Origin of the sequence: Carboxylicivirga caseinilyticus, from assembly GCF_050589785.1 — a bacterium.
Classification (GTDB): Bacteria; Bacteroidota; Bacteroidia; order Bacteroidales; family Marinilabiliaceae; genus Carboxylicivirga; species Carboxylicivirga caseinilyticus.
On record NZ_JBNGOX010000053.1, the window covers coordinates 14,599 to 39,717 of the forward strand.

The window sequence follows — 25,119 nt, forward strand, 5'->3', positions numbered from 1 at the left end:
TATTACTGCAGCCAAGCATTATGTACCTTTGCCATCCTTATGTCAAAGGTTCTTGACTATTAGTATATTCACTCATTTTATCAGCATGCAAAGGTAAGTCAAATAATTTCAAAGGATGAAACGAAAACCTGAAAAAAGTTAAAAAGACTGAATTCTCGATGCTTATTTTCAGGGTTGACAAAGTTTCAAGTTTATTGTATTCTGTATTAGTGAATAGCGATAAGTTGAAGCTATTACTACTTAAAACAAGGTTTTCAGGAGTGTTAAAAAATCTAACAAATTGTTTTTTAGGTAGAAATTCACTCTCGTAATGAAAAAAAATAGATCGTGAGATGCACTTTTTTAATTGAAAATTAGTACTTTTGCAGCGCTTTTTTGTCTAAAATTGTCAAAAGGGTTGAAAATCAGTAGGATTTTAAAGGGGATAGTACACCTTTTGAGATCCGTTTTTAAGTAGAAAAAAGATTGTTTAATACAATATATTTTAATTTTTATGCCAACAATTCATCAGTTAGTTAGAAAAGGACGAAACAAGCAGGTGGAAAAAAGTAAATCACGTGCTTTGGATGCATGTCCTCAAAGAAGAGGCGTGTGTGTGAGGGTGTATACCACTACACCAAAAAAACCTAACTCAGCAATGAGAAAGGTAGCAAGGGTACGTTTAACCAACGGAAAAGAAGTGAATGCTTACATTCCGGGAGAAGGACACAACTTGCAGGAACACAGTATTGTACTTGTTCGTGGAGGTAGGGTAAAAGACCTTCCAGGTGTACGTTATCACTTAGTTCGTGGTGCATTAGACGCATCTGGAGTTGACGGTCGTACGCAGCGCCGTTCAAAATATGGTACTAAACGACCAAAAGCTGCTAAGAAGTAATAATTGTGTAGTGAGTTGTTTACTTGGTTAAAGATGCCGGTTGAGTAAATGTTAATCATTGAAGACTAGGAACAACAGCCAAGGGATAACAAAGTAAACAAAGAGAAAAGATGAGAAAAAGTAAACCAAAGAAGCGGATCATTTTACCAGATCCAAGATTTAACGACACTCAGGTGACTCAGTTTGTGAACAACCTGATGTTGGATGGTAAAAAATCTATCGCATTCAAGATTTTCTACGAAGCGATGGATAAAGTAAACGAAAAAGCTGAAAAAGAAGGTAAGCCAGTTTTGGAATTCTTCAAGAAAGCTTTAGAAAATATTACTCCTGCAGTGGAGGTTAAAAGCCGTCGTGTTGGTGGAGCTACATTTCAGGTTCCAACGGAAATTCGTCCTGCCCGTAAGATGTCCATCAGCATGAAAAACCTGATTTTATTCGCTCGCAAGCGTAGCGGTAAATCAATGGCAGAGAAATTAGCTGCTGAAATTGTTGCTGCATATAATATGGAAGGCGCAGCCTTCAAGAAGAAAGAAGACATGCATAAAATGGCGGAAGCTAACCGTGCTTTTGCTCACTTTAGATTTTAATCATTAATTTTTTAAGGATTTAATTGTCATGGGAAAGGCAGATCTTAAAAAGACCAGAAACATTGGGATTATGGCCCATATCGATGCCGGTAAAACAACGACTACAGAACGTATCTTGTTTTATACAGGTATCACTCACAAGATTGGTGAGGTACACGATGGTGCAGCTACAATGGACTGGATGGAGCAAGAGCAGGAGCGTGGTATTACTATTACCTCGGCTGCTGTAACCACAAACTGGATTTACGAAGGTGTTGAAAATAAAATTAACATCATCGATACTCCGGGACACGTTGACTTTACTGTAGAGGTAGAGCGTTCATTGCGTGTATTAGATGGTGCGGTTGCATTGTTCTGTGCGGTAGGTGGAGTTGAACCTCAGTCTGAAACTGTATGGCGTCAGGCTAACAAATATAATGTACCACGTATCGGTTTCGTTAATAAAATGGACCGTTCAGGAGCTAACTTTTTCGAAGTAGTTCGTCAGGTACGTGAAATGTTGGGAGCTAATCCTGTACCTCTTCAAATTCCTATTGGAGCTGAAGAAACTTTTCGCGGAGTAATCGATTTGATCGAAAACAAAGCTGTAGTTTGGTATGATGATGAACAAATGGGTTCTCGTTACGAATTGCAGGATATTCCTGAAGATTTGAAAGAGGAAGCAGAAGAGTGGAGAGGTAAATTAATCGAAGCAGTTGCTGAGCACGATGATGCTTTAATGGAGCGTTATTTCGAAGATCCGGATTCAATCACTCGTGATGAGATGATCGAAGTAATCCGCAAAGCAACAATTGCTCAAACCATCACTCCAATGATGTGTGGTTCTGCATTCAAAAACAAAGGTGTTCAGCGTTTATTAGATGCAGTTATTCAGTATTTACCAAGCCCGCTTGATATTGATGCTATCGAAGGCATAAATCCAAAGACAGATGAGCCTGTATCATATGAAATTGATGATGAAGCTCCTCTTTCAGCGTTAGCATTTAAAATTGCAACTGACCCATTTGTTGGTCGTTTGTGTTTCATGCGTGTTTACTCTGGTAAAATTGAAGCTGGTTCTTACGTTTTAAATACTCGTACAGATAAAAAAGAACGTATCTCTCGTTTATTCCAGATGAAATCAAACAAGCAGTTGCCTCGTGAGGTAATTGGTGCTGGTGATATTTGTGCCGGTGTTGGTTTCAAAGATATTCGTACTGGTGATACTCTTTGTGACGAGAAACATCCTATCGTATTAGAATCAATGGACTTCCCAGAGCCAGTAATTGGTGTAGCTGTTGAGCCATTGAGTCAAAAAGATATGGATAAATTAGGTGTTGCATTAGGTAAATTGGCCGAAGAGGATCCAACTTTCCGTGTAGCAACTAACGAAGATACAGGTCAGACTGTTATCTCAGGTATGGGTGAGCTTCACCTAGAGGTATTGATCGATCGTTTAAAGCGTGAATTCAAAGTTGAGTGTAACCAGGGAGCTCCTCAGGTAACTTACAAAGAAGCAATCACTATGGAGGTTGAACACCGCGAGGTATTCAAAAAACAATCTGGTGGTCGTGGTAAGTTTGCTGATATTCAGTTCCGTTTGGGGCCTGTTGACGAAGGAAAAGAAGGTCTTCAGTTTGTGAATGAAATCAAGGGTGGTAACATTCCTAAAGAATTTATTCCATCTGTTGAGAAAGGTTTCAAAGAAGCTATGCTAAACGGTGTATTGGCCGGTAACGAAGTAGAAAACATCAAAGTTGTTCTGTTCGACGGTTCTTTCCACGCAGTTGACTCGGATCAGTTATCATTTGAGATTGCAGGTCGTCAAGGGTTTAAAGCAGCTTCAGCGAAAGCTAAGCCAATTCTTCTTGAGCCTATCATGCGTGTTGAAGTTGTTACTCCTGAAGAGTATATGGGTGATATCATCGGTGACTTTAACAAGCGTCGTGGTCAGGTAGAAGGAATGGAAGAGAAAAACGGTGCTCGTGTTGTAAAAGCTAAGGTACCTTTGGCAGAAATGTTTGGTTACGTAACAGCTTTACGTACTATCTCTTCTGGTCGTGCTACTTCTTCAATGGAATTCTTAAAGTACGCTGATGTACCTAAGAACATTGCAATGGAAGTTGTAAAAGAAGCAAAAGGAAAAGTAGAATTATTATAAGAATTAGTGTTCTCCACTATGAGTCAGAAAATTAGAATAAAACTTAAATCTTACGATCACAACTTGGTTGACAAGTCAGCTGAGAAGATTGTAAAGACAGTAAAGAGCACAGGTGCGGTAGTAAGTGGTCCTATTCCACTTCCTACTCACAAGCGTATCTTCACTGTGTTGCGCTCCACATTTGTGAATAAGAAGTCACGTGAGCAATTTCAGTTATCATCTTACAAGCGTTTGATTGATATTTATAGCTCAACAGCTAAAACAATCGATGCTTTGATGAAGTTAGAATTGCCAAGTGGTGTAGAAGTAGAAATTAAAGTGTGATAATCTTAAATGTTTAAACAATGCCAGGACTAATTGGAAAGAAAATCGGAATGACATCCGTTTTCAGTGCCGATGGAAAAAATGTTCCATGCACTGTTATCGAAGCAGGCCCTTGCGTGGTTACCCAGGTTAAAACTGTGGAAACCGACGGTTACGAGGCTGTACAGTTGGCGTTTGACGAAAAAAGAGAAAAAAGCACCAATCAACCACAAGCTGGTCACTTCAAAAAGGCTAGCACTACGCCAAAGCGTAAAGTGGTTGAATTCGCTGAATTTGAGCAAGAGTTCAAATTAGGTGATACTTTAGGTGTTGATTTCTTCGAAGAAAACTCTTTTGTAGACATTACCGGAATTTCAAAAGGTAAAGGTTTCCAAGGGGTAGTTAAACGTCACGGGTTTGGAGGAGTAGGTCAGTCTACTCACGGACAGCATAATCGTTTGCGTGCTCCTGGATCTATTGGTGCAGCGTCATACCCTGCAAGAGTATTCAAGGGAATGCGCATGGCTGGTCGTACCGGTGGTGACAGAGTTAAGGTTGAAAACCTTAAAGTGATTAAAGTAATTCCTGAGAACAACCTTATTTTGGTTAAGGGATCTGTTCCGGGAGCAAAAGGCTCATATCTAATTATTGAAAAGTAATGGAACTGAACGTAGTAACTATAGAAGGAAAAGATACGGGACGTAAAGTAACGTTACCGGAAACTGTATTCGGAATTGAGCCCAGCGATCATGCCATTTACCTTGATGTAAAACAATACTTGGCTAATAATCGTCAAGGGACTCATAAGTCGAAAGAACGTGCTGAAATAGCAGGAAGTACCAAAAAGATTAAAAAACAAAAAGGTACTGGTACTGCACGTGCAGGTAGCATTAAGTCTCCTGTATTCGTTGGTGGAGGTCGTGTATTCGGTCCTCGTCCACGTAACTATAGCTTCAAGCTTAACAAGAAATTAAAGCAGTTGGCTCGTAAATCTGCGTTAGCTTACAAAGCTCAAAACCAATTGATCACTGTTTTGGAAGACTTCAATTTTGAAGCTCCAAAAACAAAAGATTACGCTGCATTGGTTGCTAATCTTGAGTTGAAAGGACAACGTTCATTGTTGGTATTGAAAGAAGCTAATGACAATATCTACCGCTCAGCCCGTAATATTCAACGTGCTGATGTAGCTACTATTGCTGACTTGAACACATACGACATCATGAAAGCTAAAAAATTGGTGTTGGTTGAGAGCTCAGTAGAAGAATTCGGTAAACTGTTTAATGTATAAGGAGGCTAGACATGAAAGTTATTATTAAACCGATTGTAACCGAAAAGATGACAGAAGTAAGCGAAAAGTTGAACCGCTACGGATTTGTTGTTGATAAGAAAGCTAACAAGCTTCAAATCAAAGACGCTGTAGAAGAGTTATACAACGTAAGCGTAACAGCTGTCAATACTATGGTATATGCGGGAAAAGAAAAGTCTCGTTATACTAAGAGCGGAGTTATTGTTGGTAGAACAAATTCCTTCAAAAAAGCTGTGGTAACATTAGCTGAAGGAGATCAGATAGATTTTTATAGCAATATCTAATAAAAATGGCAGTAAGAAAACTAAAGCCCACGACACCGGGGCAGAGACACAAAGTTATTGGTGCGTTTGATACGATTACCTCAAGCACACCAGAAAAGTCCTTGTTGAGGCCGTTGAAAAAATCCGGAGGTAGAAATAACTCTGGAAAAATGACCATCCGTAATATCGGTGGCGGTCACAAGAGGAGATACAGGGTAATCGACTTTAAAAGAGACAAAGACGGTGTTATTGCAACAGTAGAGTCAATTCAGTACGATCCTAACCGTAGTGCTCGTATTGCATTGCTTGCATACGCTGATGGAGAAAAAAGGTACATTCTTGCACCTAATGGGTTGCAGGTAGGGCAAGAGCTTGCTTCAGGAACAGGGGTTGCTCCTGAAATCGGAAATAGCTTGCCTTTAAGCGAGATTCCACTTGGATCCATTATTCACAACATCGAGTTGCGTCCGGGACAGGGAGGTATTATGGCACGTAGTGCTGGTACTTTTGCGCAATTAGCTGCTCGTGATGGTAAATATGCCGTTGTAAAATTACCTTCAGGTGAAACCAGAATGGTATTGGTAACTTGTCGTGCTACTTTAGGTGCGGTTGGTAACTCAGATCACGCATTGGAGCGTTCAGGTAAAGCTGGTCGCAGTCGTTGGTTGGGTCGCCGTCCACGCGTACGTGGTGTAGCAATGAACCCAGTTGATCACCCAATGGGTGGTGGTGAAGGACGTTCTTCAGGAGGACACCCAAGATCTCGTACAGGGGTATTGGCTAAGGGTTATAAAACTCGTCATCCTAAGAAAGCTTCAAGTCAATACATTATTGAAAGAAGGAAAAAATAACCGGTTAATTTATTGAATTATGAGCAGATCATTAAAAAAAGGCCCATTTATCGATTATAATCTGGAAAAGAAAGTTCTTGGACAGAACGAGTCAGGTAAGAAGTCAGTTATTAAAACTTGGGCCCGCGCTTCTATGATATCTCCGGATTTTGTAGGACACACTATTGCCGTTCACAATGGTAATAAGTTCATCCCGGTTTATGTTACTGAAAATATGGTAGGACACAAATTAGGCGAATTTGCCCCAACCCGCACATTCCGCGGTCATGGAGGTAATAAGAAAAGGTAATTGGCCTGCCAATATTAAATTCTTTAAACAGTAAAAAATGGGTGCAAGAAAAAGAATAAGAGCTGAAAAAATAAAGGAAGCTAAGAAGACCGATTACTTCGCAAAGCTTAACAACGTACCTACTTCACCTAGGAAAATGCGTCTTGTTGCTGACATGATCCGAGGTAAAGAGGTGAACCTTGCTCTGGATTTGTTGAAGTTCTCATCTAAAGAGGCTTCAGGAAGAGTAGAGAAACTGTTGCTTTCTGCTATTGCTAATTGGAAAGAGAAAAACGAAGGTGTTCGCATCGAAGACGCTAATCTTTACGTGAGTGAAATCGCTGTTGATAGTGGTCGTATTTTGAAACGTTTACGTCCGGCCCCACAAGGTCGTGCGCACCGTATCAGAAAACGTTCAAACCACGTAACGTTACGCGTTGCAAGCAAAGTAGTATCTAATGAAAATCAAGAAAACTAATAGCTAGATGGGACAAAAAGTTAATCCAATTAGTAACCGATTAGGAATCATCAAAGGATGGGATTCCAACTGGTATGGAGGAAACAACTACGGCGATAAGCTGTTAGAAGACTCCAAGATTAGGAAGTACCTCAATGCGCGTTTAGCTAAAGCTAGTATCTCTCGTATCGTTATTGAAAGGACTTTGAAATTGGTAACTATTACCGTTTTCACTGCACGTCCGGGTATCATTATCGGTAAAGGAGGACAGGAAGTTGACAAGCTAAAAGAGGAGCTTAAGAAAATTACCGACAAAGAAGTTCAAATCAACATCTTTGAGGTAAAACGACCAGAGTTGGATGCAATCATAGTAGCCAACAACATCGCTCGTCAGGTGGAAGGACGTATTGCATATCGTCGTGCCATTAAAATGGCTATCGCTTCTGCCATGCGTATGGGAGCTGAAGGTATCAAAGTTCAGATCTCAGGCCGATTAAACGGAGCTGAAATGGCCCGTGCGGAAATGTACAAAGAAGGACGTACTCCTTTGCATACATTACGCTCTGATATAGACTATGCTCAGGCTGAAGCCTTGACTAAAATGGGTCTTATCGGTATTAAGGTTTGGATCTGTAAAGGAGAAATTTATGGTAAGCCAGATTTGTCTCCAACCTTCAATACTAAAGAGAAGCCTTCTGGAAATCGTGGTAATGGAAACAGAGCTCCACGCAGAAGAAATAAGAAGTAATCATCCTTTCACTTTAATTGACAAGTAACGATGTTACAACCGAAAAAAGTTAAATTTAGAAGACAGCAGAAAGGCCGTATGAAAGGTGAAGCTCAGCGTGGTAGCGAGCTAGCTTTCGGATCTTTCGGAATTAAGTCTTTACAGAGTAAATGGATTACAGGTCGTCAGATTGAAGCAGCAAGGGTAGCGGTAACCCGTTACATGCAGCGTCAGGGACAGATCTGGATCAGAATATTCCCCGATAAACCTATTACTAAAAAACCAGCCGAAGTAAGGATGGGTAAAGGTAAAGGTAGTCCAGAGGGATTTGTGGCCCCTGTTACTCCAGGTCGTATTATTTTAGAATGCGAAGGAGTACCTTACGAAGTAGCAAAAGAAGCATTGCGTTTAGCTGCGCAAAAACTTCCAGTGACTACTAAATTTGTTGTTAGAAGGGATTATGTTGAATCTTCAAATGCTTAATGAGAGATGAAAGTAGACGAAATCAAAGAATTAAGTGTAAGCGAGATTAAAGAGCGTATTGAGAATGAAAGAGCAGCTTTACAGCAGCTTGAATTAAATCACGCTACTTCTCCATTGGATAATCCAATGAAGATTAGACATACCCGTAGAAATATTGCGCGTTTGATGACTGTTTTAGGTCAAAAACAACTAACTGAAAAATAATTAACAGATGGAAAGCAGAAATCTTAGAAAAGAGCGTATTGGTATCGTAGCCAGCAACGCTATGGATAAGTCCATCGTTGTGTCTGTTGAAATTCGCGAGAAGCATCCCATCTATGGTAAGTTTGTGAAAAAGACCAAGAAGTTTCACGCGCATGATGAGAACAACGAGTGTAACAGCGGAGATACTGTAAAAATTATGGAAACTCGTCCGTTGAGTAAGACAAAACGTTGGAGATTAGTTGAAATTCTAGAAAGAGCGAAGTAATCATGATACAACAAGAATCTAGACTTTCAGTTGCCGATAACAGTGGAGCCAAAGAAGTATTATGTATCCGTGTTCTTGGTGGAACAGGGAGACGTTATGCCGGAGTAGGCGACCGTATCGTAGTAACTGTAAAAAGCGCCATCCCTGGTGGTGACCTTAAGAAAGGTACCGTAACCAAGGCAGTTGTAGTGCGCACTAAGAAAGAAGTTAGACGTCAAGATGGTTCCTACATCCGCTTTGATGAAAACGCTTGCGTTTTACTAAATCAGGCCGGTGAAATGAGAGGAACACGTATTTTCGGTCCTGTAGCCCGTGAGCTTAGGGACGGATATATGAAAATCGTATCCTTGGCGCCTGAAGTACTATAATCATCAAAGAGATTTAGAACAATGGGTAAATTGCATATTAAAAAAGGCGACATCGTAATTGTTAATGCCGGTGTTAACAAAGGCCAGGAAGGAAAAGTACTTGAAGTGTTTCCTGACAAACAAAGGGCCATTGTTGAAGGTGTTAATATGGTGAGCAAACATACAAAGCCTAATGCTGAGAGTCCTCAAGGAGGTATAATTAAGAAAGAAGCCCCTATTCATATTTCAAACTTGAATGTGAAAGATCCTTCAACCGGTACAGCTACTCGTGTAGGCCGTAAGTTGAATGATAACGGTAAATTAGTTCGTTATTCTAAAAAATCAGGGGAGGAAATCAAGTAATGAGTTATACACCTAGTTTAAGCAATCAATATAAGGAGCAAATTGTACCAAATTTGATGAAACAATTTGGTTACAAATCAATCATGCAGGTTCCTAAGTTGGAGAAAATCGTTATCAATCAAGGTATCGGTGCTGCAACTTCAGATAAGAAAATGATTGAGAATGCCCTTAAGGAAATGACCACTATTACTGGTCAGAAAGCTATTCCTTGTCTTTCTAAGAAGGACGTCTCAAACTTTAAGTTGCGTAAAAAAATGCCTATCGGTGTAAGAGTAACTTTGCGTCGTGAGAACATGTATGAATTTTTGGAGCGCTTGATTCGCGTGGCTTTACCACGTATTCGTGACTTCAAAGGTATCAACAGTAAGTTGGACGGACGTGGAAATTATACCTTAGGTATTGAAGAACAAATCATTTTTCCTGAAATAAATATCGACAATGTGTCGAAAATATTGGGTATGAATATTACCTTTGTGACCTCGGGAAAAAACGATGAGGAAGCTTTTGCTCTTTTGAAAGAGTTTGGGCTACCATTTAAAAACGTAAAAAAGAACTAGTTATATGGCTAAGGAATCAATGAAAGCCCGTGAAGTAAAAAGGGCTAAGCTGGTTGCCAAATACGCTAATAAACGTGCCGAATTAAAGGCAGAGGGTGATTACGTGGGCTTGCAGAAGCTTCCACGTAACGCTTCTCCTGTTCGCATGCATAACCGTTGTAAATTAACGGGTCGTCCAAAAGGATACATGCGTCAGTTTGGTCTTTCACGTATTCAATTTCGTGAAATGGCTTCAGCTGGTTTAATCCCAGGCGTTAAAAAAGCAAGTTGGTAAGAGTTTTAAATATTGTCCCGCAGTGCGCGGGATCAATTTAATCTTTATATAATGACAGATCCAATAGCAGATTTCCTGACACGTATCAGGAATGCCATTATGGCGGGTCACAGGGTTGTTGAGGTTCCTGCCTCCAACCTTAAGAGAGAGATGACCAAAATTCTTTTCGAGAAAGGGTACATCTTGAATTACAAATTTATCGATGATGATAAGCAAGGTGTTGTGAAGATCGCGTTGAAATACGATCCTCAAACAAAAACTCCAGCCATCAAATCACTAAAAAGGGTTAGTACTCCTGGGTTGCGTTCTTATGCAGGATACCGTAGCCTACCACGTGTATTGAATGGTTTGGGTATTGCTATTGTGTCAACATCTAAAGGTGTAATGACAGATAAAGAAGCCCGAGTACAGAAAATCGGAGGTGAAGTATTGTGTTACGTTTATTAAAAAGAAGAAATTATGTCAAGAATTGGAAAAGCACCGATTAGCATACCTTCAGGAGTGAACGTAACAGTTAAAGACAATGCTGTAACTGTAAAAGGCCCAAAAGGAGAACTAATACAGTCTGTTCACCCTGAGTTGGAAGTGAAAGTTGAGGACGGTACATTAACTGTAGAGCGTCCTAACGATGAAAAGGAAATACGTTCAATGCACGGTTTATACCGTTCGTTGATTAACAACATGGTTGTTGGTGTTTCTGAAGGATACAAAAAAGAACTTGAATTAGTTGGTGTAGGTTACCGTGCAACTAACCAAGGTCAATTATTAGAATTGTCTTTAGGTTATTCTCACCCTATCCATCTAATGTTACCTTCTGAAATTAAAGTAGAAGCGGTTACTGACAGAAAGAGCAATCCTATTATTACTCTTGAATCTGCAGATAAGCAATTGCTTGGTCAAGTATGTGCGAAAATACGGTCATTGCGTAAGCCAGAGCCTTATAAAGGTAAAGGTGTACGTTTCAAAGGCGAGGTTGTTCGTCGTAAGGCTGGTAAATCTGCAAAAGTTTAATGTAATTTAAATTAGGAGTTATGGCTGTTTCGAAAATAGAAAGAAGACGAAAAATTAAAGTGCGTGTTCGCAGCAAGATTAGCGGAACCGCAGAACGTCCCCGTATGACTGTATTCAGAAGTAACAAGCAGATTTCTGTACAATTAATTGATGATGTGGCTGGTAAAACATTGGCAGCTTCTTCATCTTTGGTTAAAGATATCGCTGAACAAAGCGGAAGTAAGTCAGATAAAGCTGCATTAGTAGGTAAAAGTATTGCTGAAGTTGCTGCTAAAGCTGGAATCACTTCTGTTGTATTCGACAGAAACGGGTACTTATATCATGGTAGAGTTAAACAATTAGCTGATGCAGCTCGCGAAGCTGGGCTTAAATTCTAACAAACTATGGCTGGAAATAACAAAAGAGTAAGAAACAATAACGATCTTGAATTAAAAGATCGTTTGGTTGCTATCAACAGGGTAACTAAAGTAACCAAGGGTGGTAGAACCTTCAGTTTTTCTGCCATTGTTGTGGTTGGAAATGAGAACGGTGTGATCGGATGGGGGCTTGGTAAAGCCGGTGAGGTTACAACTGCTATCGCTAAAGGTGTTGAAGCTGCTAAGAAAAATCTAGTGAAGGTGCCAGTTATCAAAGGTACTATTCCTCATGAGCAATATGCACGTTATGGTGGTGCTAGCGTATTTATGAAGCCTGCTTCACACGGTACCGGAGTAAAAGCCGGTGGTGCGATGCGTGCCGTATTAGAGAGTGTTGGTGTAACTGACGTATTGGCGAAATCAAAAGGTTCGTCAAACCCTCATAACCTTGTAAAAGCTACTATTACCGCATTAACTGAATTGCGTGATGCAAGCGAAGTAGCTCAGGTAAGAGGAGTGTCATTGGATAAAGTATTTAACGGATAAAAAGGAGAAAAATGGCTAAGATAAAAGTAACTCAGGTTAAGAGTAAGATCGGGGCCACTGCCAGACAAAAAAATACTTTGGCAGCCCTTGGGTTGAGAAAACTTCAACAAACCGTTGAACACGAAGCAACACCTCAAATTGAGGGTATGGTTCAAAAAGTGCTGCACTTAGTGTCAGTAGAAAGATAATTTGGTCAAACGAATTAGATAAATTAATATGAATTTAAATAACTTAAGACCTGCAAAAGGCTCAGTAAAAGCTTCAAAGCGAATTGGTCGCGGTCAAGGTTCCGGACGCGGTGGAACATCCACACGTGGACATAAAGGAGCTAAATCTCGATCAGGTTACTCTCGTAAGTTCGGTTTTGAAGGTGGACAGATGCCATTGCAGAGAAGGGTTCCTAAATTCGGGTTCAAAAACATTAACCGCGTTGAGTACAAAGCTCTTAATATTGAGGTTTTACAAGCGTTGGCTGAAAAAAGCAGCCTAACTGTTATTGAACCAGAAACATTGAGGGAAGCTGGTCTGATTAGCAAGAACGATTTAGTAAAGATTTTAGGAAATGGTGAGTTGAATGCCAAATTGGAAGTTAAAGCTCATGCATTCTCAAAGTCAGCTGTCGAAGCTATCGAAGCTGCTCAAGGAACCGTAGTAAAATTGTAATTGAATGAAACTATTCGAAACCATCCGCAACATCTGGAAAATTGAGGAGTTAAAATCCCGAATCCTGACAACATTAGTGTATTTATTAATTTACCGTTTGGGTTCCTTTGTGGTTCTTCCAGGGATTGATCCTACTGAATTATCCGCTCTAAAAGATCAAACTAGAGACGGAGTACTTGGACTTCTTGATATGTTTTCTGGAGGTGCATTTTCTAATGCTTCTATTTTTGCATTAGGAATTATGCCTTACATCTCTGCTTCAATCGTAATTCAATTAATGGGTATAGCAGTACCTTATTTTCAACGTTTGCAACGCGAAGGCGAAAGTGGACGAAGAAAAATTAATCAGATTACACGATACCTTACTGTTGTGATTTTGCTTGTTCAAGGTCCTGGTTTTATTGCCAACCTTAGAGCTCAATCTGCCAGTGCCATAGTAGAGGATGGATTCGGATTCTTTGCAACCAGTATTATTATCTTGACTGCAGGAACAATGTTCGTAATGTGGTTAGGAGAACGTATTACTGATAAAGGAATTGGAAACGGTATTTCATTGATCATTATGATCGGTATTATTGCCCGTCTTCCTCAAAACCTGATTGCAGAATTCGTATCACGTTTAGAAGCTTCAAGCGGTAGCGGTGGTTTGGTGATGTTGCTAATAGAATTTGTTGTATTGTTCTTTATTTTTGCCGGAACAATTTTATTGGTGCAGGGTACTCGTCGTATCCCTGTTCAGTATGCCAAAAGAATTGTTGGTAATAAGCAATATGGCGGAGTTCGTCAATATATTCCGTTAAAGGTAAATGCAGCTGGTGTGATGCCTATCATTTTTGCTCAGGCTATCATGTTTATTCCGGTAACTTTTGCAGGTTTCGTTGATAGCGAAACAGCAACCGGATTTGCAGCTATTTTTGCCAACTTTACCGGATTTTGGTATAACTTAATTTTTGCATTAATGATTATTGCTTTCACCTATTTCTACACTGCAATAACTATTAATCCTACGCAAATGGCAGAAGATATGAAACGCAATGGTGGATTTATCCCTGGTATTAAGCCTGGCAGAAAAACCGTTGAGTTCCTGGATTCAGTAATGTCTAAAATTACGCTTCCTGGTTCAGTATTACTTGCTATTGTAGCTATCTTACCTGCTTTTGCAATGATGGCAGGAGTTGATCAGGGATTTGCTCATTTTTATGGAGGTACATCACTACTAATTCTGGTTGGTGTAGTTCTTGATACTTTGCAGCAGATCGAAAGTCATTTGTTGATGAGACATTATGACGGATTGACTAAGACGGGTAGGATTATGGGTAGAAGTTCTGGTGGAGCTGCCATTTATTAATGCAGAATTACGATCATTGAAATGATTTATTTAAAGACTGACGAAGAAATAGAGTTAATGCGTGAAAGCAACATGATTGTTGCTAAAACGCTTGGTGAGATAGCGAAAGTAATCAAGCCAGGAGTTTCTACGTTAGAACTAGATAAAATAGCGGAGACCTTCATTAGGGATAATGGAGGTACTCCTGCCTTTTTAAATTACCAGGGATTTCCTAATACGCTTTGTACCTCGGTTAACGATCAGGTTGTACACGGAATTCCTAACAACAAACCTTTAAAGGAAGGTGATGTTGTTTCGGTTGATTGTGGAGCCCTTAAAAACGGTTTCTTTGGTGATTCAGCTTATACTTTTATGGTTGGTAATGTTGCCCCTGAAGTAAAAGCACTTTTAGAAGCAACTAAAGCATCGTTATATAAAGGTATTGAACAGGCTATAGAGAATAACCGCTTGGGTGATGTTGGATATGCTATCCAGAAATATACCGAAGATTTAGGCTATTCTGTAGTTCGTGAAATGGTTGGCCATGGTATTGGTCAGAATTTGCACGAAGCACCTGAAGTTCCCAATTATGGCCGAAAAGGTAATGGAACCAAATTAAAAGCAGGTATGGTGATTGCCATCGAACCAATGATCAATATGGGCAAGCGTCAAATTGTTCAGGAAAACGATGGATGGACCATCAGAACTGCCGATAAAAAGGTATCTGCTCATTATGAACATACTGTAGCAATAAGAAAAGGTGAAGCTGATATACTTTCTAGTTTTAAATTTGTAGAAGAAGTATTAACTTTGCGGTCTGAAAAATAAAAAGTTATATAATTATGGCGAAACAAGCGTCGATAGAACAAGACGGTACAATCATTGAAGCCTTATCCAATGCCATGTTTAGAGTGGAATTGGAGAACGGACATATCATTACTGCACATATCTCAGGTAAAATGCGTATGCATTACATTAAGATCTTACCAGGAGATAAAGTAAAAGTAGAGATGTCTCCGTATGATTTGACAAAAGGAAGAATATCCTATAGATATAAATAGTAAACTGACTGATCATGAAGGTTAGAGCATCTGTAAAAAAGAGAAGTGCCGATTGCAAAATCGTAAAACGCAAAGGGCGCTTATACGTGATTAATAAAAAGAATCCAAAGTTTAAACAACGTCAAGGATAATATTATGGCAAGGATTGCTGGAGTTGATATACCCTCTAATAAAAGAGGTGAAGTAGCTTTGACTTACATCTACGGAATTGGACGTAGCAGAGCTAATGAAATTCTTAGTACCGTTGGTGTTGACCGCGATTTAAAAGTATCTGAGTGGACTGACGAACAAGTGAAAGCTATTCGTGAGACGATCGGTAGCTCTTTTAAAATCGAAGGTGAATTACGTTCTGAGATACAATTGAACATCAAACGATTGATGGACATCGGTTGTTACCGCGGTATTCGTCACCGTATTGGTTTACCATTACGTGGACAGTGTACTAAAAACAACGCTCGTACTCGAAAAGGTAAGAAGAAGACTGTTGCAAATAAAAAGAAAGCCACTAAATAATAAGTAAGATATGGCAAAAAAGTCAGGATCTCAGAAAAAGAGAGTCGTAAAAGTGGAAGCGCAGGGACAGGCTCATATCCATTCATCTTTCAACAACATTATTATTTCGCTGACTAATACCAACGGTCAGGTGATCTCGTGGTCAAGTGCTGGTAAAATGGGTTTCAAAGGTTCTAAAAAGAACACCCCATATGCTGCACAAATGGCAGCTACTGATTGTTCAAAAGTAGCTTTCGACTTGGGATTGAGAAAAGTTAAGGTGTATGTGAAAGGTCCAGGAAATGGTCGTGAATCTGCAATGCGTTCAATTCATGCTGCAGGTATCGAAGTAACAGAAATCGTTGATGTTACTCCATTACCACATAATGGTTGTCGTCCACCGAAACGTAGAAGAGTTTAATTTCTCACTAGTTATTAACCATAGGTTTTTGGCGGAGAATTTTGAATAAGAATTGGTTATATGATTATTACATCCTCTCTATAATCAGCGGCTGCCATATTCAATATTTAAAGTCAAAAATTTGTAAGTCAAAAATTTAGAAGAATGGCTAGATATATTGGTCCAAAAACAAGAATCGCTCGTAAGTTTGGTGAAGCGATTTATGGTCCGGATAAAAATTTCGAAAGAAGAAATTTTCCTCCTGGACAACACGGAGCAAACCGTCGTAGAAAAACAAGTGAATACGGTTTGCAGTTAAAAGAAAAGCAAAAAGCTAAGTATACTTATGGAGTTTTGGAAAAGCAATTCCGTAATTTATATAAAAAAGCTTCACGCAGTAAAGGTGTTACTGGTGAGGTGTTACTTGGTCTTTTAGAATCGCGTTTGGATAATGTTGTATTCCGTATGGGTATTGCACCTACACGTGCAGCAGCGCGACAACTAGTATCTCATCGTCACATTGTAGTGGATGGTGGTGTTGTTAACATTCCTTCATATCAGGTTAAACCTGATCAAATTGTTGGAATCCGCGAAAAGTCAAAATCTTTGGAAGTAATTTCTGATTCATTGGCTAATTCTGGAGCGCATAAATTTTCTTGGATTGAATGGGATAGCAACTCATTATCAGGTAAATTCTTAACTGTACCTGATAGAAGCGATATTCCAGAAAATATTAAAGAACAACTGATAGTTGAATTGTATTCTAAATAATTAATTCTTATGGCAATATTAGCATTCCAAAAACCAGACAAAGTAATCATGCTGGAAGCCGACGATAAATTCGGCAAATTTGAATTTCGTCCGCTCGAGCCAGGATATGGTATTACCGTTGGAAACGCCTTAAGAAGAATTTTGTTGAACTCTTTAGAGGGATACGCAATTACTACTGTCAAGATCGAAGGTGTAGATCATGAATTCTCTAGTATTCCTGGTGTAATTAATGATGTTACCGAAATCGTTCTTAACCTTAAACAGGTACGCTTCAAGAGCCTGGTAGAAGAAACTGATCAGGAAACTGTAAATGTTTCTATATCCGGTAAAGAAGAATTTACTGCAGGGGATTTAAATCAGTTTATGACAAACTTTGAGGTGTTAAACCCAGAGCTTGTAATTGCTAAAATGAATCCGGAAGTAAATCTGCAAATGACATTAACCATTAATAAAGGACGTGGTTATGTTGTTTCAGACGAAAACAAACCAGTTGAGGCAGAATTTGGTGTAATTGCTATTGATTCAATTTACACTCCTATTCGTAACGTTAAATATGCGATTGAAAACTATCGTGTAGAACAAAAAACAGACTACGAAAAGTTAGTGATTGATATTGAGTCAGATGGTTCAATCCATCCAAAAGATGCCTTGAAGGAAGCAGCTAAAATTCTTATTTATCACTTCATGCTATTCTCAGATGAAAAGATCACTCTTGACTCAGATGAGAAATTTGGTAATGAAGAATTCGATGAAGAAGTATTACACATGCGTCAACTTCTGAAGACCAAACTTGTGGATATGGATCTTTCGGTACGTGCCTTGAATTGTTTAAAGGCTGCCGACGTAGAAACATTAGGCGAGTTAGTTACATTTAATCGTAACGACCTGCTTAAATTCCGTAATTTTGGTAAGAAGTCTCTTACAGAACTAGATGATCTGTTACTTAACATGGGACTGACTTTCGGAATGGATACCGCAAAGTATAAATTAGACAAGGAATAATCGCGATGAGACATAGAAAGAAATTTAATCATTTAGGTCGTACGAGCGCACATCGTAAAGCAATGTTAGCAAATATGGCTTCGTCTTTGATCCTTCACAAAAGAATCAAAACGACTGTAGCTAAAGCTAAGGCATTGCGTATTTATGTTGAGCCTCTTATTACAAAGACCAAAGGTTTGAGCACTATTGAGGAAAAAACTCATGCTCAACGTACAGTATTTGCTATCTTGAAAGATAAATACGCAGTAAAAGAATTGTTTACTGAAGTTGCTGGAAAAGTAGCAGATCGCCCGGGAGGTTATACTCGTATTTTAAAGTTAGGTAACCGTTTAGGTGATAATGCAGAAATGTGTTACATAGAGTTGGTTGACTTCAACGAAAATATGTTAGAGACTAAGAAAGCCTCAGCAAAAGGTAAGAGAACAAGACGTGGACGTAGTAAAGCTACAGCTACTGCTGTAACTGAAGCTCCTGCTCAGGAAACTGCTTCATCTGAACAAGCTTCAGAATCTACTGATGCCGAAACAAAAGAATAACATTTTTTAAAGAAAGGAAAGACGTTTTGTTTTTCCTTTTTTTCTTTGTTTGGTGTAAATTTGGGGATAATTGTCAGGATGGACTATTATCCTTTTTTTTTAGAATTTTTCTATCAATACATAAATTGAATTAATTATGGGACAAATTACTAACATTCACGCCCGCGAAATCCTTGATTCACGTGGTAATCCAACAGTTGAAGTAGAAGTAACTGTTGAAAATGAAGTTATTGGTCGTGCTGCTGTACCATCAGGAGCTTCTACCGGTGAGCATGAAGCTCTTGAAATGCGTGACGGAGATAAAGGTCGTTACCTGGGTAAAGGTGTGTTGAATGCAGTAAAAAATGTTAACGAGGTAATTGCTCCAGAGCTTGAAGGAATGAGCGTATTTGAGCAAGTGAAAATCGATAACAAAATGTTGGAAATGGATGGCACTAAAACAAAAAGCAAATTAGGTGCAAATGCTATCCTGGGTGTTTCTTTGGCTTGTGCTCGTGCTGCTGCTGAGTATCTTGGAATGCCATTATACCGTTACATCGGTGGAACAAATGCTGTAACTCTACCTGTTCCAATGATGAACATCATCAACGGTGGTTCTCACTCTGATGCTACTATCGCTTTCCAGGAATTTATGATCCGCCCTGTTGGAGCTACTTCATTCCGTGAAGGATTGCGTATGGGTGCTGAAGTATTCCACGCTTTAGCTAAAGTGTTGAAAAGTAAAGGTCTTTCTACTGCTGTTGGTGACGAAGGTGGTTTCGCTCCTATGTTAGGTGGTACTGAAGAAGCTATTGATTCAATCTTAACAGCTATCACTAACGCTGGTTATAAACCAGGACGTAAAGAAGATGGTGGTGATGTTTCAATCGCTATGGACTGTGCTTCATCTGAGTTCTACAAAGAAGGAGTATATGATTACAGCATTTTCGAACCAAACGGAGCTAAACGTACATCTGCAGAACAAGCTGCTTACCTTGCTGATTTGGTTGCTAAATACCCAATCGATTCTATCGAGGATGGTATGGATGAAAATGACTGGGACGGATGGGTTGCTTTGAATGCAGCTATCGGTGATAAGTGTCAGTTGGTTGGTGACGATTTATTTGTTACTAACGTTGATTACTTGAAAAAAGGTATCGAGTTAGGAGCTGCTAACTCAATCCTTATTAAGGTAAACCAAATTGGTACTTTAACCGAAACATTAAACGCTATTGAAATGGCTCACCGCGCTGGATTTACTTCAGTTACTTCTCACCGTTCAGGTGAAACTGAAGATTCTACTATCGCTGACATTGCTGTTGCTACAAATAGTGGACAAATCAAAACTGGTTCATTAAGTCGTTCTGACCGTATGGCAAAATATAACCAATTGCTTCGCATTGAAGAAGAATTAGGTGATACTGCAATTTACGGATACGCGAAAGTTCAAAAGAAATAATTGAAACTGAGATATAGTGAAGAGGCTGTCTGTTTTCAGACAGCCTCTTTTTTTTATCAATATTTCTTGTAATAATTGTTAATGCAACCATTATCTATGAACTAAAAAGATTTAATATGATGCATTTGTGTTGAATGTCACAATAAACTAATTAAAAAAAGTGTATCTTATTGCAACTATACGTAATATGCCCTTAAACAAAAGAGTTTCAATAAGTGTTTTATGTGTACCTTTAGTAAACCTCACTATAGGATAACCCTTTTTTTTTAACAACTCAGCTATATAAAATGGATCATATTAAACAAAAAATCATTGAAATAGGCCGCCCAAAAGCAGAAACCGTAAAGAAGCTTACCAAAGAATATGGCGATAAAGTAATTCAGGAAGTTACTGTCGGTCAGGTTTTGACCGGAATGAAAGGAGTCGTTTCTTTATTAACCTGTACATCAAAGCTAGATCCTGAAGAAGGGATCAGATTTAGGGGCTATACAATACCTCAGTTGCAGGAATTGTTACCCAAGATGCATCAGGATGGAGAACCTCTGCCTGAAGGATTATTCTACCTTATGTTGACAGGTGAATTGCCAACTAAGGATGATGTTAACTTTATTAGTAATCAATGGGCACAGCGAGCTATGGGAATTCCGCCGCATGTGTTCGATGTGATTAATGCTTTGCCAAAGGATGCGCATCCAATGATTCAGTTTAATACTGCAATCCTCGCTATGTCTACTGAGTCTCAATTTCGTAAGGCATATCTGGCCGGGATGGATAAAAAAGATTATTGGGATCCTACTTACGAAGGAGTAATGGATCTAATAGCTCGACTGCCTGTTATTGCGTCTTATATTTATCGTAGGGTATTTCATAATGAGAATTACATCGAAATGGACCCAAGCCTTGATTGGGCAGGTAATTTAGCTCATATGATGGGGTACGAGGATGTGGAGGTTAAGAGATTAATGCGATTGTATATGTTGATTCATGCAGATCATGAAGGAGGCAATGTTTCGGCACATGCAACTCATTTGGTCGGTTCTGCATTGTCGAATCCTTATTATAGTTTCTCTGCCGGAATGAACGGATTGGCTGGTCCATTGCATGGTATGGCTAATCAGAATGTGATGCATTGGATAAATAAAATGCTGCGGGATATCGGAGATGAGAATCCAAGTGAAGAACAGATCAGGCAGTATGCTGAAACAACCTTAAGTCAGGGACAGGTTATACCTGGTTATGGACACGCTGTACTTCGTAAAACAGATCCACGTTTTACTGTTCAGTTAGAATTTGCTAAAAAGTATATACCTGATGCACCTTTGATTCAGTTGGTGGAGAAGATTTATAACGTTGTACCTGAAATATTATCTTCAACCGGTAAGGTTAAGAATCCATGGCCAAACGTTGATGCTATAAGTGGTTCCTTGCTTTCATCCTACGGAATAACTGAGTATCCAATTTATACTGTTTTATTCGGTGTTTCAAGAGCTTTAGGGGTGTTGACTCAATTAATATGGGACAGATTATATGGTCTGCCTATTGAAAGGCCAAAATCGCAGAATCTTGCATGGTATATGAGTAAGGTTAATTATCAGGAATAATCCATTATTGTTATAAAAACTTTAAAAGAGGTGCTTAAAACACCTCTTTTTTTGTTAGTATTTATTAAATTTAACTTAGTTGGCGTAACCATTCATTAAGTATGGGCATATACATTATCTGATTTTTGGATTATAATCATTTACATCATTTGTTTTTTACTATTTTTACCTGATAGGGAATGGGAAGACAAACTATTGATATGTTGCTGAATTTGAAAAGTTTGATTTTTAGACTGTTGTGGGTGCTGCTATTAAGTAGTAGTGTGAATGGTTTGTTGTGCGCTGAAAACTGGAGTGTTAAACACTATTGTATATCCGAAGGTTTATCTAATAGCGATGTAACATCAATCTTTCAGGATAGTTACGGTTTCATATGGGTGGGTACTTCAGATGGCCTTAACAGGTATGATGGATATAAATTTGATGTATACCGTCATAATCCAATAGATAGTGCTTCCATTATTGGTAATAGTATTCAAAGTATTATCGAAACTAAAAATGGTGATATCTGGATAGGTACTAAAAATAGTGGTATTGCTATATGGAAGAGAAAAGATGGTTCATTTACCAACCTCGGAATAGATTCAGAACCCTTTAAGACACTAAAAGAATGCGGAATTTATGGCATGCTCGCTGATGAAGATAAAGTTTGGGTTAAAACCCGTAATTATATTTTTCAAATTGACCAAACGTTAGAAAGATTCGAAAGTTATGGTCATTATTCTTCCGTGTTTAAATCAGGTACCGGAATAGCCTACCCGATAACTTTTCACAACAATAAATTATGGGTAGGTTCCAAGGACGGAATTCATCAGTTTGAGGTATCGAAAAAAACCTTTAACAGGGTTACTTTGGGGCGAGAAAATCAGGATGCTGAAATAAGTGATTTAGTTGAACTAAACGATAGTTGTTTGCTACTGTCAACATTATCAGACATCACACTTTTTAATACAAAAAATAACACCATTCAAAAGGTTTATTCCAACTCTTTATGGAACAATGGACGCGAGATAAATTGTTTAAAAAGTGAATTTGACGGATGTTGGGTTGGAACTTCTGCCGGTCTAATGCATTCAATGGCTCCCAATCAAAGTTTTAAAGATATTTCATTGACGTATGATGGTCAGGAAGAAATAAAAAATATCAGTGCCATCATGATTGATAAGAGTGGATTAATGTGGTTAGGGACTCAAACAGATGGATTATTTAAAGTCGATCGTAAACCACCAAAATTCACCTCAATTACCAAAAATACTTCTGATTATCCATTGGGCAGTTATAACTTCAAATCGGTTTTTGTTGACCTCAATGATGATCTATGGTTAGGAACTCAAAGTAAAGGTATTTACTGCATAGAAAGGAAGAAGAACAGTTTTAAACATTATCCTATTGCACCAATATACAGTAACGAAAATGATCCTGCTGTTCTTTCTATATTAAAAGATAAAGACGGAACTTTTTGGTTTGGAACCAATAAAGGAATATATGTTCTTTATCCTGGAAAATCAACGTTAACAGAGTTTGATTATACCGAAAGTAGTGAATTTCGTAATCTCCTCACATCTAATCAAATAAACGACATTATTCAAGATCGTCTTGGAAATATGTGGTTTGCTACACAGTTTGGGCTTTATCGTTTTAATGGTAAGAAACTTACGAGTTATTTTGCCGACGAAGATAACGAAGCCAGTTTGTGTAATGATGAGATCAATGCTTTGTTTGAAGATGATGAAGGCTGGATTTGGATTGGTACCGATGATGGTGTTAATATTTTTGATGTGGCTGAGGAAAAGTTTAGCAGGATACAGAATACCATTGGAGAAGATCTTGTGATAAGCCATAATATTATTTTATCGTTTGCTCAGGATGCTGAAAAAAGAGTTATTATCGGAACACAGTCGGGTCTTTCATACTATGATAAAAAAACAAGAACATCAGGTTTTTGGGCCGATAATAATGAGTTGACCACCAGTAAGGTTTACTCCTTGGAAGTAGATGGCTACAACAGAATCTGGATGAGTTCAGGTAATGGTGTTTCATACCTTATTACAGATCAGACCTTTTTTAGATTTAATGCAAAGGATGGTGTGCCAAATGTGACTTTCAACAATGGTGCTTCATTTAATAATGCCAATAAAGAGTTGTTGTTTGCAGGCGATAAAGGATTAACCATTATTAAACCAGACTCGATTCGATTGAATCTCATTCGACCAGAAGTTGTTATAACCAATGTTCAATTAAGGCAAAAAGGTAAATTAATCGAAAATTATCAAGGTAACATCACAGATATTTCTTTTAAGTACAGTCGAAATTCACTATTGCATGTCGAATTTGCAGCAATGGAATTTACTAATCCACTCTATAACTCATACAAGGTATTTCTTGAAGGATATGATGATAACTGGAGAAGTATTTCAAATGATAACTATGTTGATTTTTCGAACCTGTCACCGGGAGAATATACGTTAAAGATAACAGGTGCGAATAGTGACTCAGTGCGGAATAATACGCCAACAGAATTAAAGATTACCATTAATCCTCCTTTATGGATGTCGAATTATGCCTATATCTTTTACTTTATATTTGGCTTTTTTATTATTCAAACCTTCATTAATTATCGTGTCAGAAAATATAGGAAAGCTTATAAGGTTTTGAGGGATAGTGCTGAGGATAAATTGAAAATTGAAAAACAGAAAGAAGACCTTTCTAATATTCACCAGAGTCTGACAGATAGTATTAGTTATGCGAAAAGAATTCAGGAAGCAATGATTCCATCTGAAAAGATGGTGAAAAAGATCTTCCCTGAGTCGTTTGTTTATTATCGTCCAAAGGATATTGTAAGTGGCGATTTTTACTGGACGTTTGAGCGTAATGATAAAGTATTTGTAGCTGCTGTTGACTGTACCGGTCATGGTGTTCCAGGTGCATTTATGTCAATTATTGGTTTCGACCTAATTAAAAATATCATCGAAATACAGGGCATTGAATGTCCGGAGATGGTGCTTAATAAGTTGAACGATGAAGTTGTACATACCTTTAGTAATAATGGATACGATGGAAATCTGAAACGTGATGTGAATGATGGAATGGATTTAGCCTTAGTGGTGTATGATAAAAAACGTCAGGAAATTGAGTTTGCAGGAGCCATGAATCCTATATATATCATTAAAGATAATGAAATAGAGGTTCATAAAGGCGATAGGTATCCTATTGGATTTAAGACTGATAGCCCAGAGTTATTCAAGAAGAAGGTAATTTCTGTATCGAAAGATGATATTATATATTTGTTCTCAGATGGTTATGCTGATCAATTTGGTGGACCAGAGGGTAAGAAGTTTAAATATCGTCGTTTCCGTCATTTATTATTGAATATCCATAAGTTACCGATTGAAGATCAGAAGGCTATTCTTCATCAAAAGATGGAAGAATGGATGGGTAGTGAGCATGAACAGGTTGATGATATGCTACTTATTGGATTGAAGTTTTAAACGAAAATATTGTATTGAAAATAAGAAGAGGGTGTCCAAAAACTAAACATCAAAACAACGTCCTGTTTTGTGCGAAAGACACCCATTTTCAGAACATGGAGTTAACAAGGTCATAAATTTGTTGCTGGATATTGTTGTTTCTTAAACGGACTGTA

At 38.5% G+C, this 25,119-nt stretch carries 36 protein-coding genes; all 36 read left to right on the forward strand.

Annotation, left to right across the window (positions count from 1 at the left end; all coding sequences use genetic code 11):
* Positions 1–493 precede the first annotated feature (493 nt).
* The 36 genes from rpsL to ACRD62_RS20205 all read left to right on the forward strand — a co-directional run bounded on the left by rpsL (position 494) and on the right by ACRD62_RS20205 (position 24,964).
* Positions 494–877: a 30S ribosomal protein S12 gene (gene rpsL / locus ACRD62_RS20030; protein ID WP_319400007.1), complete on the forward strand. Its 384-nt coding sequence runs from the start codon at positions 494–496 to the stop codon at positions 875–877.
* Positions 878–987: 110 nt separating this feature from the next.
* On the forward strand, positions 988–1,464 hold the full coding sequence (gene rpsG, locus ACRD62_RS20035) for a 30S ribosomal protein S7 (protein ID WP_321407782.1): 477 nt from the start codon (positions 988–990) through the stop codon (positions 1,462–1,464).
* A gap of 28 nt (positions 1,465–1,492) precedes the next feature.
* Positions 1,493–3,604, forward strand: coding sequence for an elongation factor G (gene fusA, locus ACRD62_RS20040; RefSeq protein ID WP_430821898.1), 2,112 nt, complete (start codon positions 1,493–1,495; stop codon positions 3,602–3,604).
* An 18-nt stretch (positions 3,605–3,622) separates the two neighbouring features.
* Positions 3,623–3,928, forward strand: a complete 306-nt coding sequence (rpsJ, locus tag ACRD62_RS20045; protein WP_130642659.1) for a 30S ribosomal protein S10 — start codon at positions 3,623–3,625, stop codon at positions 3,926–3,928.
* Between the two features lie 20 nt (positions 3,929–3,948).
* Positions 3,949–4,566, forward strand: coding sequence for a 50S ribosomal protein L3 (gene rplC, locus ACRD62_RS20050; protein ID WP_321407789.1), 618 nt, complete (start codon positions 3,949–3,951; stop codon positions 4,564–4,566).
* On the forward strand, positions 4,566–5,195 hold the full coding sequence (gene rplD / locus ACRD62_RS20055) for a 50S ribosomal protein L4 (protein ID WP_321407791.1): 630 nt from the start codon (positions 4,566–4,568) through the stop codon (positions 5,193–5,195). The genes rplC and rplD overlap by 1 nt, the downstream gene beginning before the upstream one ends.
* An 11-nt stretch (positions 5,196–5,206) precedes the next feature.
* Complete coding sequence (gene rplW, locus ACRD62_RS20060) at positions 5,207–5,497, forward strand: 50S ribosomal protein L23 (protein WP_321407792.1); 291 nt, start codon at positions 5,207–5,209, stop codon at positions 5,495–5,497.
* Between the two features lie 5 nt (positions 5,498–5,502).
* Positions 5,503–6,327, forward strand: a complete 825-nt coding sequence (rplB, locus tag ACRD62_RS20065) for a 50S ribosomal protein L2 (protein ID WP_430821899.1) — start codon at positions 5,503–5,505, stop codon at positions 6,325–6,327.
* 19 nt (positions 6,328–6,346) lie between these two features.
* Positions 6,347–6,616, forward strand: coding sequence for a 30S ribosomal protein S19 (gene rpsS / locus ACRD62_RS20070; RefSeq protein WP_319400000.1), 270 nt, complete (start codon positions 6,347–6,349; stop codon positions 6,614–6,616).
* A gap of 37 nt (positions 6,617–6,653) precedes the next feature.
* Positions 6,654–7,073, forward strand: coding sequence for a 50S ribosomal protein L22 (rplV, locus tag ACRD62_RS20075; RefSeq protein ID WP_430821900.1), 420 nt, complete (start codon positions 6,654–6,656; stop codon positions 7,071–7,073).
* A 7-nt stretch (positions 7,074–7,080) separates the two neighbouring features.
* Entirely contained in the window at positions 7,081–7,800 is a 720-nt protein-coding gene (gene rpsC / locus ACRD62_RS20080; protein WP_430821901.1) for a 30S ribosomal protein S3, read from the forward strand.
* A gap of 30 nt (positions 7,801–7,830) precedes the next feature.
* Complete coding sequence (gene rplP / locus ACRD62_RS20085; RefSeq protein ID WP_321407799.1) at positions 7,831–8,262, forward strand: 50S ribosomal protein L16; 432 nt, start codon at positions 7,831–7,833, stop codon at positions 8,260–8,262.
* 6 nt (positions 8,263–8,268) lie between these two features.
* Positions 8,269–8,466 carry a 50S ribosomal protein L29 gene (gene rpmC / locus ACRD62_RS20090; RefSeq protein ID WP_430821902.1) on the forward strand — a complete coding sequence of 66 codons (198 nt, stop codon included), beginning with the start codon at positions 8,269–8,271 and terminating at the stop codon, positions 8,464–8,466.
* A 7-nt stretch (positions 8,467–8,473) separates the two neighbouring features.
* Entirely contained in the window at positions 8,474–8,731 is a 258-nt protein-coding gene (gene rpsQ, locus ACRD62_RS20095; RefSeq protein WP_430821903.1) for a 30S ribosomal protein S17, read from the forward strand.
* Between the two features lie 2 nt (positions 8,732–8,733).
* The gene (gene rplN / locus ACRD62_RS20100; protein WP_321407805.1) at positions 8,734–9,099 is read left to right on the forward strand and encodes a 50S ribosomal protein L14; all 366 of its coding nucleotides are present in this window, start codon (positions 8,734–8,736) and stop codon (positions 9,097–9,099) included.
* A 21-nt stretch (positions 9,100–9,120) separates the two neighbouring features.
* Positions 9,121–9,441, forward strand: coding sequence for a 50S ribosomal protein L24 (gene rplX / locus ACRD62_RS20105; protein WP_430821904.1), 321 nt, complete (start codon positions 9,121–9,123; stop codon positions 9,439–9,441).
* Positions 9,441–9,998, forward strand: coding sequence for a 50S ribosomal protein L5 (gene rplE, locus ACRD62_RS20110; protein ID WP_430821905.1), 558 nt, complete (start codon positions 9,441–9,443; stop codon positions 9,996–9,998). Before rplX ends, rplE begins: the two co-directional genes overlap by 1 nt.
* A gap of 4 nt (positions 9,999–10,002) precedes the next feature.
* Positions 10,003–10,272: a 30S ribosomal protein S14 gene (gene rpsN / locus ACRD62_RS20115; protein ID WP_321407809.1), complete on the forward strand. Its 270-nt coding sequence runs from the start codon at positions 10,003–10,005 to the stop codon at positions 10,270–10,272.
* Between the two features lie 51 nt (positions 10,273–10,323).
* Positions 10,324–10,719, forward strand: a complete 396-nt coding sequence (rpsH, locus tag ACRD62_RS20120; RefSeq protein ID WP_321407810.1) for a 30S ribosomal protein S8 — start codon at positions 10,324–10,326, stop codon at positions 10,717–10,719.
* Positions 10,720–10,731: 12 nt separating this feature from the next.
* Positions 10,732–11,283 carry a 50S ribosomal protein L6 gene (gene rplF / locus ACRD62_RS20125; protein ID WP_430821906.1) on the forward strand — a complete coding sequence of 184 codons (552 nt, stop codon included), beginning with the start codon at positions 10,732–10,734 and terminating at the stop codon, positions 11,281–11,283.
* A 20-nt stretch (positions 11,284–11,303) separates the two neighbouring features.
* Positions 11,304–11,660 carry a 50S ribosomal protein L18 gene (gene rplR / locus ACRD62_RS20130; protein ID WP_430821907.1) on the forward strand — a complete coding sequence of 119 codons (357 nt, stop codon included), beginning with the start codon at positions 11,304–11,306 and terminating at the stop codon, positions 11,658–11,660.
* 6 nt (positions 11,661–11,666) lie between these two features.
* On the forward strand, positions 11,667–12,185 hold the full coding sequence (gene rpsE / locus ACRD62_RS20135) for a 30S ribosomal protein S5 (RefSeq protein ID WP_430821908.1): 519 nt from the start codon (positions 11,667–11,669) through the stop codon (positions 12,183–12,185).
* 11 nt (positions 12,186–12,196) lie between these two features.
* Positions 12,197–12,373, forward strand: a complete 177-nt coding sequence (rpmD, locus tag ACRD62_RS20140) for a 50S ribosomal protein L30 (RefSeq protein ID WP_212213247.1) — start codon at positions 12,197–12,199, stop codon at positions 12,371–12,373.
* Positions 12,374–12,401: 28 nt separating this feature from the next.
* The gene (gene rplO, locus ACRD62_RS20145) at positions 12,402–12,848 is read left to right on the forward strand and encodes a 50S ribosomal protein L15 (protein ID WP_430821909.1); all 447 of its coding nucleotides are present in this window, start codon (positions 12,402–12,404) and stop codon (positions 12,846–12,848) included.
* A 4-nt stretch (positions 12,849–12,852) separates the two neighbouring features.
* The gene (gene secY, locus ACRD62_RS20150; RefSeq protein ID WP_430821910.1) at positions 12,853–14,196 is read left to right on the forward strand and encodes a preprotein translocase subunit SecY; all 1,344 of its coding nucleotides are present in this window, start codon (positions 12,853–12,855) and stop codon (positions 14,194–14,196) included.
* 21 nt (positions 14,197–14,217) lie between these two features.
* Positions 14,218–15,003 carry a type I methionyl aminopeptidase gene (gene map, locus ACRD62_RS20155; RefSeq protein ID WP_430821911.1) on the forward strand — a complete coding sequence of 262 codons (786 nt, stop codon included), beginning with the start codon at positions 14,218–14,220 and terminating at the stop codon, positions 15,001–15,003.
* Between the two features lie 14 nt (positions 15,004–15,017).
* The gene (gene infA / locus ACRD62_RS20160; protein ID WP_143303625.1) at positions 15,018–15,236 is read left to right on the forward strand and encodes a translation initiation factor IF-1; all 219 of its coding nucleotides are present in this window, start codon (positions 15,018–15,020) and stop codon (positions 15,234–15,236) included.
* Between the two features lie 14 nt (positions 15,237–15,250).
* On the forward strand, positions 15,251–15,367 hold the full coding sequence (gene ykgO, locus ACRD62_RS20165) for a type B 50S ribosomal protein L36 (protein ID WP_071792536.1): 117 nt from the start codon (positions 15,251–15,253) through the stop codon (positions 15,365–15,367).
* Positions 15,368–15,371: 4 nt separating this feature from the next.
* Positions 15,372–15,749, forward strand: coding sequence for a 30S ribosomal protein S13 (gene rpsM, locus ACRD62_RS20170; protein WP_430821912.1), 378 nt, complete (start codon positions 15,372–15,374; stop codon positions 15,747–15,749).
* Positions 15,750–15,759: 10 nt separating this feature from the next.
* Positions 15,760–16,149 carry a 30S ribosomal protein S11 gene (gene rpsK, locus ACRD62_RS20175; RefSeq protein WP_319399984.1) on the forward strand — a complete coding sequence of 130 codons (390 nt, stop codon included), beginning with the start codon at positions 15,760–15,762 and terminating at the stop codon, positions 16,147–16,149.
* A 144-nt stretch (positions 16,150–16,293) separates the two neighbouring features.
* Positions 16,294–16,899 carry a 30S ribosomal protein S4 gene (gene rpsD / locus ACRD62_RS20180; RefSeq protein ID WP_430821913.1) on the forward strand — a complete coding sequence of 202 codons (606 nt, stop codon included), beginning with the start codon at positions 16,294–16,296 and terminating at the stop codon, positions 16,897–16,899.
* Between the two features lie 9 nt (positions 16,900–16,908).
* A complete protein-coding gene (locus tag ACRD62_RS20185) occupies positions 16,909–17,901 on the forward strand; it encodes a DNA-directed RNA polymerase subunit alpha (RefSeq protein ID WP_321407831.1) in 993 nt (330 codons plus the stop codon).
* A gap of 5 nt (positions 17,902–17,906) precedes the next feature.
* Positions 17,907–18,437 (forward strand): 50S ribosomal protein L17, encoded by a 531-nt coding sequence (gene rplQ, locus ACRD62_RS20190; RefSeq protein WP_430821914.1) that lies wholly within the window; start codon positions 17,907–17,909, stop codon positions 18,435–18,437.
* A gap of 136 nt (positions 18,438–18,573) precedes the next feature.
* Positions 18,574–19,875: a phosphopyruvate hydratase gene (gene eno, locus ACRD62_RS20195; RefSeq protein ID WP_430821915.1), complete on the forward strand. Its 1,302-nt coding sequence runs from the start codon at positions 18,574–18,576 to the stop codon at positions 19,873–19,875.
* A gap of 287 nt (positions 19,876–20,162) precedes the next feature.
* Positions 20,163–21,476 carry a citrate (Si)-synthase gene (locus ACRD62_RS20200; protein ID WP_430821916.1) on the forward strand — a complete coding sequence of 438 codons (1,314 nt, stop codon included), beginning with the start codon at positions 20,163–20,165 and terminating at the stop codon, positions 21,474–21,476.
* Positions 21,477–21,655: 179 nt separating this feature from the next.
* On the forward strand, positions 21,656–24,964 hold the full coding sequence (locus ACRD62_RS20205; RefSeq protein ID WP_430821917.1) for a ligand-binding sensor domain-containing protein: 3,309 nt from the start codon (positions 21,656–21,658) through the stop codon (positions 24,962–24,964).
* Positions 24,965–25,119 lie beyond the last annotated feature (155 nt).